Source organism: Rhodococcus sp. W8901, from assembly GCF_013348805.1.
GTDB lineage: Bacteria > Actinomycetota > Actinomycetes > Mycobacteriales > Mycobacteriaceae > Prescottella.
Genome location: NZ_CP054690.1, coordinates 218,581 through 232,664, shown reverse-complemented (window position 1 = coordinate 232,664; position 14,084 = coordinate 218,581). Strand labels below are relative to the sequence as shown.

The window sequence follows — 14,084 nt, the reverse complement described above, 5'->3', positions numbered from 1 at the left end:
TTTCCGGCACCCGGCCGAAGTTCGTGTTCCGTTCAATGGGACAGCTATCTGTGAACCGTCCCGCGCCATCTGTAATGGGCGTCACATCGTGACCCGGACCACATTTCCAGAAAGGCGTTACATGTCAGGAACTCTCGGCACCGCAGCCACCGAGCCGCGCGCCGTATCCGAAGGCGGTTGGACCCCGCACCTCATCCTGTCGCTGATCTCGATCGCAGTCGTCCTCGAAATCGTCTCCATCAGCTCCACGATGGCCTCGGTCGCGATGATGCCCATCGGCGAGCACTTCAAGACCGATCAGATCGCCTGGGTGACCACCGCTTACCTGCTTGCCGCCGCCGTGGCATGCCCCCTCGCCGGCAAGCTCGCCGACATCCACGGCAAGCGCAAGGTGTTCCTGGCGTGCATGGCCATCGCGGCCGTCGGCACCCTGATCTCCGCGGTCGCCCCCAGCTTCCTGATCCTCGTGCTCGGCCGCGCCCTGTTCGGCGTGATCATCGCCTGCATGTTCCTCGGCTTCTCGCTCATGCGCGACGTCTTCCCGCCGAAGACACTGGCCCTCGCGGTCAGCCTCGCCGCAGGCGGCATGGGCCTGATGACGATCCCGTCGCCGTTCATCACCGGCCTGCTCGTCGACGCGTGGGGCTTCCGGTCGATCTTCTGGTTCCTCCTGGTCGCGCTCGTGGTGATGATCCCGCTCGTCGTCCTCACCACGGCGGAGTCGCCGGCCCGCAGCTCGGCTCGGCTCGACGTTGTCGGCGCCGCCCTGCTCGGCGGCGGCCTGGCCGCGATCCTCGGCGGCATCAGCTTCGGCCCCAGCTGGGGATGGACGGACGGCGGCACCCTGCTGCTGATCATCGGCGGCCTCGCCCTCATCGCGATCTGGGTACCGCTCGCTCTTCGCACCACCGATCCGCTGGTCGACCTGCGCTTCTTCCGTCACGGTCCGATGTTCCGGATCTGCCTGTCGGCCGGCTTCGCCTACGGCACGATCTCGCTGTACGCCACGCTCATTCCGATCATGTGCATGACCCCGGCGGTACTGGGCCTCGGCTACGGATTCGGCGTGGACGCCAAGGGCGTCGGGCTGATCCAGATCCCCATGGGTGTCGGCAGCGTCATCGGCGGCGTGCTCGTCGGCCGCATGCTGCGGACCAAGTTCCCGACCCTGACGCTGGCCGGTGGCGCAGCCCTGATGATGCTCGGATCGCTGGTCACCGCCTTCTGGCACGGCGGCAAGGTCGAGGTGCTGTTCGGCATCCTGCTGTTCGGCCTCGGCATGGGCGCGACGACGGCGTCGATCCCGAACCTCGTCATCGCGTCGGTCCCGCCGTCCGTGCAGGCTTCGATGGCGAGCATGGTCCAGGCGTCGCAGACGCTGGTCGCGTCGATCATGCCGGTCATCGCATTCGCGGTACTGAACTCCAACATCGCCATGGTGATCGACGGCTACGGCTTCTACAGCGACGGCAGCACGGGTGTCGCATACCTGATCTCGGGCGCGTCGTCGCTCATCGCGATCATCATCGTGATGACGCTGCACCGCCACCGCAAGTCCATCACGGCCCAGGTCGCGGCCGAGTCCGCGTCGAACGAGCGTGACCCGGAACCGCTGCCCGCGGCCTGATCTCTCACGGGACGGGCCGGCGCGTACCGGCGTCGGCGCGTCCCGTGGTCTTGTGTCGATCGGGCTCGGGTCCTAGCCTGGAATTGGGTCGCGGCCGAAACCGATACTGCGACACCGGGAGCCCGTCATGAACGGAAGATCCAACGAAACTGCTTCTACCCCTGCAGATACCACGATGATGGGGGTGGTGCACGATGCCCTTCGCCGCGACCTCTCCCGCACGAACGACGTCCTCGAGATCGGCCGGATCGAAACCCGGCAGCGTTGCGCGCTGGCCGACCACACGCGCTGGATGATGGAGTTCCTCCATGCCCACCACAGCGCCGAGGACCGCGGGTTGTGGCCGCTGATCCGCCGGGCCGACCCGGACGCCGCACCGGTGCTGGAGCGGATGGACGCCGACCACGCCCGGATCGGTCCCGAGATCGACCGACTCGAGGCGGCGGCCGCACTGTTCCACGACGACGAATCCCCCACTGCGGAAGGACAGTTCGCCGACGCACTGGCCGGCCTCGAAGACACACTGCTCCCGCACCTGCGCCGCGAGGAGGACGAGGCGATGCCCCTGGCCACTCGCACACTGACCCAGGCCCAGTGGGACCACTGGGACCAGACCGAGAACATCGCACCGAAATCGAAGTGGGAGTTGGGGATCGAGGGACACTGGCTGGGCGACAGCCTCGATCCGCAGCGGGTCGACCTGCTCCATCACCAAGTGGGTCCGGTGACCCGGTTCGTCCTGTTGCACGTCTTCGACGGCCCGTACCGCCGCGCGTGCGCGGCCCGGTGGGGTGCCGACGTGCCCGTCGGACCGCTGCAGATCCCCGGGTGACCCGACCCGAAGTGAGACTCAGGCGCCGAGACCGACCGGGCAGCTGACGCCCGTCGCGTGAACGGGGCAGTAGCCGCCGGGGTTCTTCGCGAGGTACTGCTGGTGGTAGTCCTCGGCGTAGTAGAACGTGTCGAGCGGCGCGATCTCGGTTGTGACAGCCCCGTAGCCGGCGTCGGCGAGACGCTTGCCGTAGGCCTCGGCGGTGGCCCGGGCCGTCGCGGCCTGCGCGTCGGATCCGGTATAGATCACCGAGCGGTACTGGGTGCCGTGGTCGTTGCCCTGACGCATACCCTGCGTCGGATCGTGGTTCTCCCAGAACTGCTTGAGCACTGCCTCGTACGAGATCACCTTCGGGTCGAACACCACCGACACCACCTCGGTGTGCCCGGTTCGTCCCGAGCACACCTCTTCGTACGTGGGGTTGGGCGTGTAGCCACCGGCATATCCGACGGCGGTGGAGTACACGCCGTCGAGCTGCCAGAATTCCTTCTCCGCGCCCCAGAAGCAGCCCATGCCGACGACGGCGGTCTCCATGCCGTCGGGAAAGGGCGGCTGCAGCGGGTGCCCGTTGACGAAGTGGGCGTCGGGCACCGGCATCGGGGTCGCGCGGCCCGGCAGGGCCTGATCCGGCGTGACCATCACGGATTTCGCGCCGGCACGGGCGACGATGTCATCGAACCAAGACATACGTCGATGCTACGCGTGGTCCGACGCGTCCACCGGTTGCTCCGGCGCCCCGGTGGGTTCGGGGGGCTCGGGGGGTTTGGGTGGCTCGGACGGTGTCGCCTTCCTGCCGATCCGGCTGGTGCGGGACGACAGCCAGCGCGCGGCCGGCACCTCCACCCACCGGTACAGCACCTCCGAGACCAGGGCGGTGACGACGAGGAACGCGATGACGGCGCCGGTGCGGCCGAGCGGGCCCACGGCGTTCTCGTAGACGCGGTACAGGATCAGCGTGTGGACGAGGTAGATCGCGTAGCTGCGGGTGGCGGTCCACCGGATCACCGACCACCGCGTCGGGCGTCCCCGGTAGCGACCGAGGAGCACCACGCATGCGGTGACGACGGCGATGGTCCACAGGTAGCGGTCCCCGGCCCAGTACACGCGGATCTCGGTAGCGAGCCGGACCACCTCGATCTGCGCGAGCACACCGACGATCACCCAGCGCCAGTCGGCGAGGCGCGCCCACCACAGATAGATGAGCTGGCCGAGGAATATCGTCGGCAACGTCGCGGCGACCTTGGACAGCATCGGCACGGTGTACGGCTGGGGAACGTAGAGGTTGTAGAGCAGGATCAGCGCGCAGATCGCCGCGCCGAGCAGCGGCACCACGATCGGCCGGGTGCGCAGGATGGGCCGCGCGGCAACGCAGTATACGTAGAACAGCACCTGAACGACCAGTGTCCACGTGACACCGAGCACTGCGACCTCGGGTTTGAGGAAGAACCCGCCGAGCACGAAGCTGAGCGCGGCCTCGCCGTTCGAGAGCCCCGGCTGCCCGCTGAACATGCCGTTGACGCCCAGTTTGACGAGCAGCACGGCGGCGGCGATCGCGATCCAGAACGCAGGCAGCAGGCGGCCCACCCGGTCGAGTAGGAATCGCGCGGGACTGTGCCGGATCGCGGATCGGGTGATGAGCGCGCCGGTCAGGGTCATGAAGATGGCGACGCCGACGAACGACAGGTGCTGGTTGAGGTTCAACCCGTCCACGAACACCTCGTAGACGATGTCGATCATCCACCAACCGGACCCGAGATCGTCGATCAGATAGAAGGAGATGTGCGAGTAGACGACGGCGAGCACAGCGATGGTGCGCAGCAGGTCGGCGCCGGTCAGGTCGACGCGAGGTGCCACCTCTGGCCGCGAAGCTGCAGCGGGCATGTCGGATGGCATCGCCTGATCCTAAGGTTCCGTTCACCGCCTGTTCCAATTACCGGCCCCGCCCGCAATGTCCGACGGGCGCATTCGACGCCCGATTTCAGGGTCGCCGAACTTTTTTGTACGGTTATTCCCACCTCAGCACGCGGCTTGCGCAGGGTGTACCAATGAGATTGGGTTATCCCCGAGCACGATTCAACGAACACACACGTCAGGGCGCCACGCCCGCGAAGAAGGGATTCTCGTGTCTGTCTACACGCTGCCCGATCTCCCCTACGACTACGCCGCCCTCGAGCCGCACATCTCCGGCAAGATCATGGAGCTGCACCACGACAAGCACCACGCCGCCTACGTCGCCGGCGCCAACACCGCCCTCGACAAGCTCGCCGAGCTCCGCGAGGCCGACGCCCTCGCCCCCGTGGTCAACCTGCACGAGAAGAACCTCGCCTTCCACCTCGGCGGCCACACCAACCACAGCGTGTTCTGGAACAACCTGAGCCCGGACGGCGGCGACAAGCCCGAAGGCGAACTCGCCGCAGCCATCGACGACCAGTTCGGCAGCTTCGACGCCTTCCGCAGCCACTTCTCCGCCAACGCCAACGCCATCCAGGGCTCCGGCTGGTCCATCCTCGCCTGGGACTCCATCGGCCAGCGCATGATCATCGTCCAGCTCTACGACCAGCAGGGCAACATCTCCATCGGCCTGACCCCCCTGCTCATGCTCGACATGTGGGAACACGCCTTCTACCTCGACTACCAGAACGTCAAGGGCGACTACGTCAACGCCTTCTGGAACATCGTCAACTGGAACGACGTCGCCACCCGCTTCGCCGCCGCCCGCACCCAGACCGCCGGACTCATCGTCCCCGCCTGATCTGCGCGCAAAGCACTCCAGACATCTCAGCGGCGCCGCCCCCGATTCGTCGGGCGCGGCGCCGCTGCGCTGCCCCCACTCCCGCGCTTTGCACTTGTCGCGCTCCGCGCTCACGTCCACCGCGCTTTGCGCACTTATCGCCGTTGCCGCGCCCGGAGAATCGCGACAAGTGCGCGAAACGCGAGTTGGCACAGTCGTCGTCTGGGTCCTCGAGAATCAGACATGTTTGTGTCGCAACGCCGTTCATCGCGTACGTCGCGTAGCTGCGGCGCTGCGAGCCCTGACCCGACTCCGGAGTGAGACCACCCGGGCCGCCACCGAGTCCACTCAATCCGGTTGGGTGAATGGGAGATTCACCGCGATGGGTATCGTGGCTGCTATGACGGACATCACAATCGAGACCATCACCACGGGCCTTGCCTTCCCCGAGTGCCCGCGCTGGCGGGAGGGCCGCCTGTGGTTCTCCGACATCTACCGCGGTGTCGTCCTGCGCCTCGATCCGGCGACCGGCGAGGTCGAGCGGGTCGTCGAGGTCCCCGGCCAGGCCGGCGGGCTGGGCTTCCTGCCCGACGGCCGCCTGCTCGTCGCGTCCGTGCAGGAACGGAAGGTGTACCGCCTCGAGGACGACGGCACGCTCACCGTCCACGCCGATCTCCACGGCATCGCGCCGTGGCACCTCAACGACATGGCGGTCGACGCGTCCGGGCGCGCCTACGTCGGCAACTACGGTGACGACAGCGCGCCCCCGGCACCGCCGTTCCCCGCCGACCTGGCGATGGTCGAACCGGACGGTACCGCGCACGTCGTCGCGACCGAGATGCTGTTCGCCAACGGCATGGTGATCACCCCGGACGGTGCGACGCTGATCGTCGCCGAGACCCGTGCGTCCCCGGGACGGCTGACCGCCTTCACGATCGAGGCCGACGGCAGCCTCGTGAACCGGCGCACGCTCGTCGAGTTCGACGACGCGGCGGTCCTGCCCGACGGCATCGCGCTCGACGCCGAGGGCTCGGTCTGGGTGGCCTCACCGTTCAACCAGGAGGTGATCCGGGTGACCGCCGCCGGCGAGGTGGCCGAACGCATCGCGGTGCCGCACCCGTACGCCGTCGCGCTGGGCGGCGAGGACGGCCGCGACCTGTTCGTGTGCACGGCCGACACGTGGGTCCCGGAGGACGCGATCCGCATCGGCGGCGGCGCGATCCGGCGCCTGCGGGTACAGGTTCCGGGTGCGGGTTTCTGACTCCCGGCTGGCACTCGGGACCCCTTGTGTGCCAGCGATACAGGAGCGCATGCTCGTAGTACCCAACGAGGTGTGAACGACGTGCGCGCCGGGCGGGCTCCGACCACAGGGGCCCGCCCGGCTGCTCCCGTCGCCAGGTGCCGCACGGGAGAATCGGGGTCGCGATGAACGAGCACGAATATGTCGGGGTCGCACCGTTCCACGCCTCCGGCGACCTCCGTGGCTTCGTGATCTCGGGACGCTGGCCCGACACGACCCGCGAGTGGGCGCAGCTGCTGGCCCTTGCCGTGCGGATCGCATCCCTGCCCGGCCTGCTGCCCACGTCGACCGTCTTCGGGGCGCGGGAGGAACTCCCCGACGATCCCGCACCCGGAACGGTCGGTCTGATCGTCTCCGAAGGACCCGTGCTCGGCGAGTCCGCGGTCGCGCCGGGGCGCTTCGTCGATCATCTGCCCCCGGCACTGCTGGTCCTGCACCCGCCTGCGGAGACCGTCCCGTCGCTTCCCGAGTGCGCCGGGGTGGCATCCGGGTGCGTGCTGCTCCCCGGCCTGCCGCATCTCGGGCTCGAACACCGCGCGGCGTGGGTGGAGGCGGAGGCGGACGGCACTGTCACATCGATGATTTCGCGTGTGGGTATCGATCCGATCAGCGATCCCGACACCGCAGTTCTGGCGATGCTGCTCGCCGCGTGAACGGTTGCGGAAGAAGAAAGTTCGGGATTCCAAACTTATTGTCGCCTTTGCACTTTCGCTGATCCGGAGTTATCGTTGCCTCAGCGAAGGGGAGTAGCCCCCAATCGCTGGGTCGACATACTGGCCGGCACATTGCAGTGCCCGCCCGGCCCAGCGGACCGGATCTTCTCCGGTGGGCGAGACCTTCGGCCGTGAACGCATACGTGGCGTTCGGGGCCGGAGGAAGGTTTCCCGACATCCTCCGAGAAGCGAGAAATCCGGAGGAGGGTACATACATGCTGGCCGCGACACTGCTGAGTTTCGGCGTCATCTTCGTCGCCGAACTGGGCGACAAGTCCCAGCTCATGGCGATGACGTTCGCGCTGCGTTACCGCTGGTGGGTGGTGATCGCCGGCATCACGGTGGCGACCACCGTCGTGCACCTGGTCTCCGTCGGCGTCGGCCACTTCCTCGGTGCCGCGATTCCGACCACCGCCATGTCGATCCTCGGCGGCGTCGCCTTCCTGATCTTCGGCCTGTGGACACTGCGTGGCGACAAGCTCTCCGACGAGGAGGAGCAGAAGGCCCGCAAGGTCACCGGATCGGCCTTCCTGGCGGTCGCGTCGGCGTTCTTCCTCGCCGAACTAGGCGACAAGACCATGCTCGCCACCGTCACGCTCGCAGCGGACAACGACTGGGTGGGCGTGTGGATCGGATCGACGGTCGGCATGGTGGCCGCGGACGCCCTCGCGATCGTCGTCGGCGCGCTGCTCGGCAAGCATCTGCCCGAGGCGGTCGTCAAGATCGGCGCCGCGGTGCTGTTCTTCGCGTTCGGCGCCTGGCTGCTGCTCGAGGGCCTGTTCCCGGACAGCCCCGCCGGTCCGATCGCGGCGGGCGCCGTCGTCGCCGTCTCCGCCGTCGCGGCCATTGCCCGACGCGCTGTCCGTGGGCCCCACACCCCGGCACCCGCCGAGCAGGTCGACGCACCCCGCGGTTCCTAGACTGACGGCATGGACCAGACGCAGCCCGACCTGCTCGCCCCTCTCGGTGATCTCGCCGCCTTCGCCGGACGCTGGGTGGGCGGGGGTGCCGGCCACTACCCGACCATCGACGACTTCGCGTACGACGAGGAAATCGAGCTCTCCCCCAGCGGAAAGCCGTTCCTCTTCTACCGCTCCCGCACCCGCAAGCCCGGTGGTGGCATGCCGATGCACACCGAGACCGGCTACCTGCGACTCACGGACGGCGTCGCCGAACTGCTCGTCACCCAGCCGACCGGTTTCGTCGAAATCCACCGCGCCACACTGTCCGACGGCATCCTCGACTTCGCACCGCACGCGCTGAGCGCGTCGCCCGACGCCAAGCCGGTCCACGAGATCCGGCGCCGCTTCGCCGTCGACGGCGACGTGCTCAGCTACGACATGTGGATGGCCTTCGACACGACGCCGATGACGCACCACCTGCGCGCGGAGCTGCGGCGCGCCGCGTAGAGCACGCTCAGAAGTCCCAGTCGGCGTCCTCGGTCGGCTTCTGCTTCCCGATGACGTAGGCGCTGCCGGAGCCGGAGAAGAAGTCGTGGTTTTCTCCGGCCCCGGGGTCCAGCGACGACAGGATCGCGGGGTTGACCTCGCAGTCCGATGCCGGGAACAGCGCCTCGTAGCCGAGGTTCGCGAGCGCCTTGTTCGCGTTGAACCGCATGTAGGACAACACGTCCGACGTCCAGCCCACCTCGTCGTACAGGTCTGCGGCGTACTCGACCTCGTTGTCGTAGAGGGTCTGCAGCAGCTCGTACGTGTAGGCGCGGTGCTCGTCGCGGGCGCCGACGTCGAGGTGTTCGAGCGCCTGCCGGCACTTGTACCCGATGTAGTACCCGTGCACCGCCTCGTCGCGGATGATCAGGCGGATGAGGTCGGCGGTGTTGGTGAGGTTGCCGTGGCTCGCCCAGTACATCGGCAGGTAGAAACCGCTGTAGAACAGGAACGATTCGAGCATCACCGATGCCGCCTTGCGCTTCAGCGCGTCGTCCCCGCGGTAGTAGTCGACGATGATCTGCGCCTTGCGCTGCAGGTGCGGGTTCCGTTCCGACCAGTCGAAGGCGGCATCGATCTGCCGGGTGGAGCACAGCGTCGAGAAGATCGAGCTGTAGCTCTTGGCGTGCACCGACTCCATGAACGCCATGTTCGTCAGCACCGCCTCCTCGTGCGGGGTGACGGCGTCGGCGATCATCGCGACGGCGCCGACGGTGGCCTGCGCCGTGTCGAGCAGCGTCAGTCCGGTGAACACCCGGATCGTCATCTCCCGCTCGACGTCGGTGAGCGTTTCCCACGACGCCAGATCGTTGGACAGTGGGATCTTCTCCGGCAGCCAGAAGTTGCTGGTGAGGCGGTCCCACACCTCGGCGTCCTTGGGATCGGGCAGCCGGTTCCAGTTGATCGCGTGCACTCGGTCGACCAGCCGTTCACTCACCGCCGCTCGCCTCCGTCAGACCGACGAGCCGACCGGCCCGGGCCGCGTCGAACCGTCGGCCGACATCGGACCAGTCGACGATCGACCACAGCCGTTCGATGTAGTCCGCCTTGACGTTGTGGTACTGCAGGTAGAAGGCATGCTCCCACGCGTCGAACACGAGCAACGGCGTGCTGGTGACCGCGAAGTTCGCGTGGTGATCGTGCAACTGGTGCACCACGAGGCGACCGCCGACCGGTTCCCAGGCCAGCACGCCCCACCCCGATCCCTGCACCGTGCCGGTCACCGCCGTCATCTCGGCGCGGAAACTGTCGAAGCTGCCGAAGAATTCGTCGATCGCGGCCGCCAGTTCGCCGTCGGGACGGTCGCCGCCTTCCGGCGACAGGTTGCGCCAGAAGATCGAGTGCAGCGCGTGACCGGAGAGGTTGAAGGCGAGGGCACGTTCGAGGCCGGCGAGCGCCGAGTAGTCGCCGCGCGCCCGGACCTCGTGGAGTTGTTCCATGGTGCTGTTCGCTCCCCTCACGTACGCAGCGTGATGTGCGCCGTGGTGCAACTCCATTATCTCGCCGGAGATCGCCGGTTCCAGGGCGCCGTAGTCGTAGGCCAGGTCGGGAAGTGCATAGCCGCCGGTGCCGTTCATGTCCTCATGCCTCTCTTCGGTGCGTGACGACACGAGACTAGCTCGAGTTCGGTAACCCGAACATAATTGTTCGATCACGCGGATATCCCGCGCACCGGAAACACGGAGACCGATATCACTCAATCGCTTGATTGATGTTCGGTTCGACCGTAGGCTCGGTTCCCACGCCTCAACGAGATCACTCGAGTTTCGTTCCAGCTCAATGTTTCTGAGCACGGAGGTACCGCCCGTGCCCGCCCAGGAGATAGGACCGCCATGAGCACCCTCGACTACGTCGACACCACCCGAGGACCGTCCGCCACGGACAAACTGCACTTCAACGAGGCCGGCGACGGCCATCCGCTGGTGCTGCTGCACGGTTCCGGCCCGGGCGTATCCGGCTGGTCCAACTTCTCGAAGAACCTCCCGGTGTTCGCCCGCAACTTCCGTACCGTCGTCGTCGACATGCCGGGCTTCGGCGCGAGTCCCGACATGGAGTACGACCGCCCGTACCCCGAGATCGCCGCGCAGTCGATCGTGACGCTGCTCGACGACCTCGGGATCGAGAAGGCGCACCTGCTGGGCAACTCCATGGGCGGCTGGGTCGCGCTCGAGACCGCGGCGCTCGCCCCGGAACGCGTCGAGCGCCTGGCCCTGATGGGCCCGGGTGGCCTGTACGCGCCGCTGCTGGGACCGATGCTCAGTGAGGGCGCGCGTCGGCTCAACGCCTTCCTCGTCGATCCCACCCGCGAGGCCCTCGAGGCGTGGGTGGATTCGATGGTCTACGACCCGGCCACCGTCACGCCGCAATTGCTCGACGAGCGCTGGGCCAACGCCACCGCACCCCGCGCGATCGAGCGCATGCGCGCGGTGATGGCGTCGCTCGCACTGCCCGGTAAGGCACCGCTGTGGACGCGCACCGACGAGATCCCGCACAAGACCCTGGTCACGTGGGGCCGCGACGACCGGATGCTGCCACTCGACGGCGCCCTGTTCGCACTGCGCCGCATGCCCAAGGCCGACCTGCACGTCCTGGGCGAGTGCGGGCACTGGGCGCAGGTCGAGCGCAAGCACGACTTCGAATCCCTCGTGACCGACTTCCTCACCCGCTGACCCGGCATCCCAGCCGGCGAAAGGAGCTTTCACACATGCTTTTCCAGCACGATGCGATCGATAGCGTCCTCGCCGCCGGGGACCGCCTGAGCGCACTGGAATCCGAGTGCGTCGAGGAGCGCAGGCTCGCAGCCGACAGCGCGAAGATCCTGCGCGATGCGGGCATCATGCGCCTGATCCAGCCCAAACGCTGGGGCGGGTTCGAGGCCGCGCCGACTACCGGATCGACGACGTGTGGTTCACGTCCGGACTGGCGGGCACCGGCAGCAACGACATCGTCGTGGACGGCGTGTTCGTCCCCGAGCACCGCGTCCTCGACGTCGAGGACCTGTACGCGGGCCGCTGCCCGGGCCGCGAGGTCAACCCGAGCGCGCTGTTGCGGGTGCCGTGGTACACCCTGTTCGTCAACGCCGTCGTGGTGCCGCTGGTCGGGATGTCCCGCCGCGTGCTCGACGAGGCGGTCGGAATTCACAAGTCCCGCTCGGCCGCAGACGCCACCACACTTCCCCGTCCGGCAACCCTCGCCCGGTTCACCGAGGCGGACTTCGAGATCGACACCGCCTACCGGATCCTCCAGTCGAACCTGGCCGACGCCTTTGCGGCCGTGGCGGATTCCGACGTCGTCCCGATGGAGATGCGGCAGCGTTCGAAGCGCGATCACATCGCCGCGGTCGGCCTGGCGGTCTCCGCCGCGGACAAGGCGTACCAGGTGGGCGGGCCCCGCTCGATCGCGACGTCCAGCGCGCTGCAGTCGGTGTGACGCGACGTCCACGCCGGACAGCATCACGCAATCAACCTGCCGGACAAGGTCAACCACGAATACGGCACCTACCTGCTCACCGGCGACCCCGGAACGCTCTACTGATTCGAGGAGATGCAATGCCTGTTCTCTCGCTGGGATACCTGCGCCTCGTGGTGACCGAGTCCGCGACACCGGGATTGGCGGCCGTCGGGTTCGAGGTGCTCGACCGAACGGACCTGCGCCACCTGGTCGAGCGGATCGAGGCCGCCGGTATCCCGACGCACGCCGGCACCGCCGCGGAGTGTGCGCTGCGCCAGGTCACCGGGTTCGTCGCGTTCGACGATCCGTCGGGCAACCGGGTGGAACTGTTCTACGGACCCGTCCTGAGCCATCGGCCCGTCGACCTGCCCTCGGTGTCCGGGTTCGTGACCGGCGACCAGGGCATGGGCCACGTGATCCTCAATGTGACCGACACCGAGGTCGCCTACGACTTCTACACGGGGGTACTGGGATTCGCCGAACGCAACTCGCTCGAGCTGCCGGGCGGCACCAGCTACTTCCTGGGCTGCAACCCGCGTCAGCACACTCTCGGGCTCAATCCGGCCGAGGGTCCGGGGCTGCTGCACTTCATGGTGGAGACCGCGGAGATCGACGACGTCGGCAAGGCGCTCGACCGGGCGCACGACCTCGGCATCCCCATGATGCAGTCGCTCGGCAAGCACACCAACGACCGGATGCTCTCGTTCTACATCTATTCTCCCGAGGGGCATGCCACCGAGATCGGTTGGGGCGGTGAGCGGATCGCGGCTCCGACGCCGACCTACCGGCTCACCGAGGGCGCGGTGTGGGGTCATCGGTACACGCCGCCCCCGGCCGGCGCGAAGGGCCTGCCCCGGTGACGGGAACCCTCGACGGCGGACTCTCGACGGGCACCGGAGTCCCATCGACCGAGCCACAGCAGCGTTGGACGCCGCGGCTCGTCACCGTGCTGGTGGTCCCGATCCTCGTCTCCGAGATCATCCCGGTCTCGGCAGCCCCGGACAACCAGGTGGTCAGCTCGAGCGTCGCGGAGGTGAGCCGCACACTGATGGCGGGCGTCGGCTTCGTGTGGGCATACGTCCTGTTCCTGCCCCGCCGATTCGGTGCCATCGAACAAGCGCTTCGTCAGTAAAGCGGCCGATAACCCGCTGCTAGCCTCGGGTAGTACACGATCGAATCAATACCTGAACAAGAGGAGTGAACCGTGGCGTCAGTGGGCCGACGCGAGGTGATCCTGGCCGAATCGGCACGACTGTTCTCCGATCGTGGCATCACAGCGACAACGATTCGGGAGATCGGCGAGGCAGTCGGACTCAATTCGGGAACGCTCTATCACTATTTCAACTCGAAGGACGCAATCGTCTCCGAGATCCTGGTGAGCTTCCTGACCGACCTGGTGGAGCGCTACAACTCCGTCGTCGAGTTGCCGGAGACCGCGCGCGAGCGTCTCGCGAGGATCGTGCGCGTCTCCCTCGAGACGGCCGACGCCCATCCGTACGCGACCGAGATCTACCAGAACGAGTTCGCGAACCTCGGCACGCTCCCCCGCTATACCGAGATCGCCGCGGCGGTCGAGGCTTCCCACGATGCCTGGTTCGGGATCGTCGAGGACGGCGTCCGCGGCGGCGAATTCAATTCCGGGATAGACGTTTTCGAGTTCCAGCGGATGATGCGCGAATGCGTGTTCATGTCCGTGCGCTGGCATCGCAAGACCCTGAGCCGGGACATCGAGTCCCTGACGACGACCCTCACCACCGTCTTCCTCAACGGGTTCGTCCCGGCGCCGACAGAGACCGACGGCGCTCCCCTCGCGCCGGCACCGAAACGAGCACGCACCAAGAAGATCGTCGCCGCCCCCGCCCCCGAACCGGAGACCCCGACCGGCGGGGCCGAGGACATCCGGGCCGAACTCGACTCACTGCGCACCGAACTGCGGGCGATCCGCGAGGCCATCGCGGACCGACCCGACGCGAGCTGATCCGT

Annotated in this window: 16 protein-coding genes; 12 read left to right on the top strand and 4 right to left on the bottom strand. The window is 67.5% G+C overall.

The features are described 5' to 3' along the window. Positions 1 to 121 precede the first annotated feature (121 nt). Together HUN07_RS01090 and HUN07_RS01085 are read left to right on the top strand one after the other, a co-directional pair. Positions 122 to 1,627, top strand: coding sequence for an MFS transporter (locus tag HUN07_RS01090; protein WP_174907430.1), 1,506 nt, complete (start codon positions 122 to 124; stop codon positions 1,625 to 1,627). Between the two features lie 127 nt (positions 1,628 to 1,754). Continuing rightward, a complete protein-coding gene (locus tag HUN07_RS01085; protein ID WP_174907428.1) occupies positions 1,755 to 2,459 on the top strand; it encodes a hemerythrin domain-containing protein in 705 nt (234 codons plus the stop codon). A gap of 18 nt (positions 2,460 to 2,477) precedes the next feature. On the opposite strand, the gene msrA is transcribed toward HUN07_RS01085, so the two are convergent. Together msrA and HUN07_RS01075 are read right to left on the bottom strand one after the other, a co-directional pair. Beyond that, entirely contained in the window at positions 2,478 to 3,146 is a 669-nt protein-coding gene (msrA, locus tag HUN07_RS01080; protein WP_114724163.1) for a peptide-methionine (S)-S-oxide reductase MsrA, read from the bottom strand. Positions 3,147 to 3,155: 9 nt separating this feature from the next. Then, complete coding sequence (locus tag HUN07_RS01075; RefSeq protein WP_254622724.1) at positions 3,156 to 4,352, bottom strand: acyltransferase family protein; 1,197 nt, start codon at positions 4,350 to 4,352, stop codon at positions 3,156 to 3,158. 229 nt (positions 4,353 to 4,581) lie between these two features. On the opposite strand from HUN07_RS01075, the gene HUN07_RS01070 reads away from it, so the two are divergent. From HUN07_RS01070 to HUN07_RS01050, 5 genes are all read left to right on the top strand, one after another. Further along, positions 4,582 to 5,211: a superoxide dismutase gene (locus HUN07_RS01070; RefSeq protein ID WP_174907426.1), complete on the top strand. Its 630-nt coding sequence runs from the start codon at positions 4,582 to 4,584 to the stop codon at positions 5,209 to 5,211. 169 nt (positions 5,212 to 5,380) lie between these two features. Then, positions 5,381 to 6,451, top strand: a complete 1,071-nt coding sequence (locus HUN07_RS01065; RefSeq protein ID WP_368077028.1) for an SMP-30/gluconolactonase/LRE family protein — start codon at positions 5,381 to 5,383, stop codon at positions 6,449 to 6,451. A gap of 164 nt (positions 6,452 to 6,615) precedes the next feature. Next, positions 6,616 to 7,143, top strand: a complete 528-nt coding sequence (locus HUN07_RS01060; RefSeq protein WP_114724056.1) for a peptidase — start codon at positions 6,616 to 6,618, stop codon at positions 7,141 to 7,143. A 275-nt stretch (positions 7,144 to 7,418) separates the two neighbouring features. Beyond that, positions 7,419 to 8,123 (top strand): TMEM165/GDT1 family protein, encoded by a 705-nt coding sequence (locus tag HUN07_RS01055; RefSeq protein WP_174907424.1) that lies wholly within the window; start codon positions 7,419 to 7,421, stop codon positions 8,121 to 8,123. Positions 8,124 to 8,132: 9 nt separating this feature from the next. Continuing rightward, positions 8,133 to 8,612, top strand: a complete 480-nt coding sequence (locus tag HUN07_RS01050) for an FABP family protein (RefSeq protein ID WP_114724045.1) — start codon at positions 8,133 to 8,135, stop codon at positions 8,610 to 8,612. A gap of 7 nt (positions 8,613 to 8,619) precedes the next feature. Here the strand turns inward: HUN07_RS01050 and nrdF are convergent, their stop codons facing one another. Together nrdF and HUN07_RS01040 are read right to left on the bottom strand one after the other, a co-directional pair. Beyond that, on the bottom strand, positions 8,620 to 9,588 hold the full coding sequence (gene nrdF / locus HUN07_RS01045) for a class 1b ribonucleoside-diphosphate reductase subunit beta (RefSeq protein ID WP_174907422.1): 969 nt from the start codon (positions 9,586 to 9,588) through the stop codon (positions 8,620 to 8,622). Continuing rightward, positions 9,581 to 10,228: a superoxide dismutase gene (locus HUN07_RS01040; RefSeq protein ID WP_174907420.1), complete on the bottom strand. Its 648-nt coding sequence runs from the start codon at positions 10,226 to 10,228 to the stop codon at positions 9,581 to 9,583. Before HUN07_RS01040 ends, nrdF begins: the two co-directional genes overlap by 8 nt. A gap of 255 nt (positions 10,229 to 10,483) precedes the next feature. Here HUN07_RS01040 and HUN07_RS01035 point away from each other — a divergent pair, with 255 nt between their 5' ends. The 5 genes from HUN07_RS01035 to HUN07_RS01015 all read left to right on the top strand — a co-directional run bounded on the left by HUN07_RS01035 (position 10,484) and on the right by HUN07_RS01015 (position 14,079). Then, positions 10,484 to 11,320 (top strand): alpha/beta fold hydrolase, encoded by an 837-nt coding sequence (locus HUN07_RS01035; RefSeq protein WP_174907418.1) that lies wholly within the window; start codon positions 10,484 to 10,486, stop codon positions 11,318 to 11,320. Positions 11,321 to 11,552: 232 nt separating this feature from the next. Then, complete coding sequence (locus tag HUN07_RS26735) at positions 11,553 to 12,080, top strand: hypothetical protein (protein WP_254622722.1); 528 nt, start codon at positions 11,553 to 11,555, stop codon at positions 12,078 to 12,080. Between the two features lie 119 nt (positions 12,081 to 12,199). Then, on the top strand, positions 12,200 to 12,961 hold the full coding sequence (locus tag HUN07_RS01025; protein WP_174907416.1) for a VOC family protein: 762 nt from the start codon (positions 12,200 to 12,202) through the stop codon (positions 12,959 to 12,961). Beyond that, positions 12,958 to 13,233 carry a hypothetical protein gene (locus tag HUN07_RS01020; protein ID WP_174907415.1) on the top strand — a complete coding sequence of 92 codons (276 nt, stop codon included), beginning with the start codon at positions 12,958 to 12,960 and terminating at the stop codon, positions 13,231 to 13,233. Before HUN07_RS01025 ends, HUN07_RS01020 begins: the two co-directional genes overlap by 4 nt. A 72-nt stretch (positions 13,234 to 13,305) precedes the next feature. Beyond that, a complete protein-coding gene (locus tag HUN07_RS01015) occupies positions 13,306 to 14,079 on the top strand; it encodes a TetR/AcrR family transcriptional regulator (protein ID WP_174907413.1) in 774 nt (257 codons plus the stop codon). The last annotated feature ends 5 nt before the right edge of the window (positions 14,080 to 14,084 follow it).

What these genes read in the sequence shown, in the direction of transcription:
- HUN07_RS01090 (WP_174907430.1), top strand. Translation starts at nt 122, where the DNA reads ATGTCAGGAACTCTCGGCACCGCAGCCACCGAGCCGCGCGCCGTATCC.
- HUN07_RS01085 (WP_174907428.1), top strand. Translation starts at nt 1,755, where the DNA reads ATGAACGGAAGATCCAACGAAACTGCTTCTACCCCTGCAGATACCACG.
- msrA (WP_114724163.1), bottom strand. Translation starts at nt 3,146, where the DNA reads ATGTCTTGGTTCGATGACATCGTCGCCCGTGCCGGCGCGAAATCCGTG.
- HUN07_RS01075 (WP_254622724.1), bottom strand. Translation starts at nt 4,352, where the DNA reads ATGCCATCCGACATGCCCGCTGCAGCTTCGCGGCCAGAGGTGGCACCT.
- HUN07_RS01060 (WP_114724056.1), top strand. Translation starts at nt 6,616, where the DNA reads ATGAACGAGCACGAATATGTCGGGGTCGCACCGTTCCACGCCTCCGGC.
- HUN07_RS01055 (WP_174907424.1), top strand. Translation starts at nt 7,419, where the DNA reads ATGCTGGCCGCGACACTGCTGAGTTTCGGCGTCATCTTCGTCGCCGAA.
- HUN07_RS01050 (WP_114724045.1), top strand. Translation starts at nt 8,133, where the DNA reads ATGGACCAGACGCAGCCCGACCTGCTCGCCCCTCTCGGTGATCTCGCC.
- HUN07_RS01040 (WP_174907420.1), bottom strand. Translation starts at nt 10,228, where the DNA reads ATGAACGGCACCGGCGGCTATGCACTTCCCGACCTGGCCTACGACTAC.
- HUN07_RS01035 (WP_174907418.1), top strand. Translation starts at nt 10,484, where the DNA reads ATGAGCACCCTCGACTACGTCGACACCACCCGAGGACCGTCCGCCACG.
- HUN07_RS01025 (WP_174907416.1), top strand. Translation starts at nt 12,200, where the DNA reads ATGCCTGTTCTCTCGCTGGGATACCTGCGCCTCGTGGTGACCGAGTCC.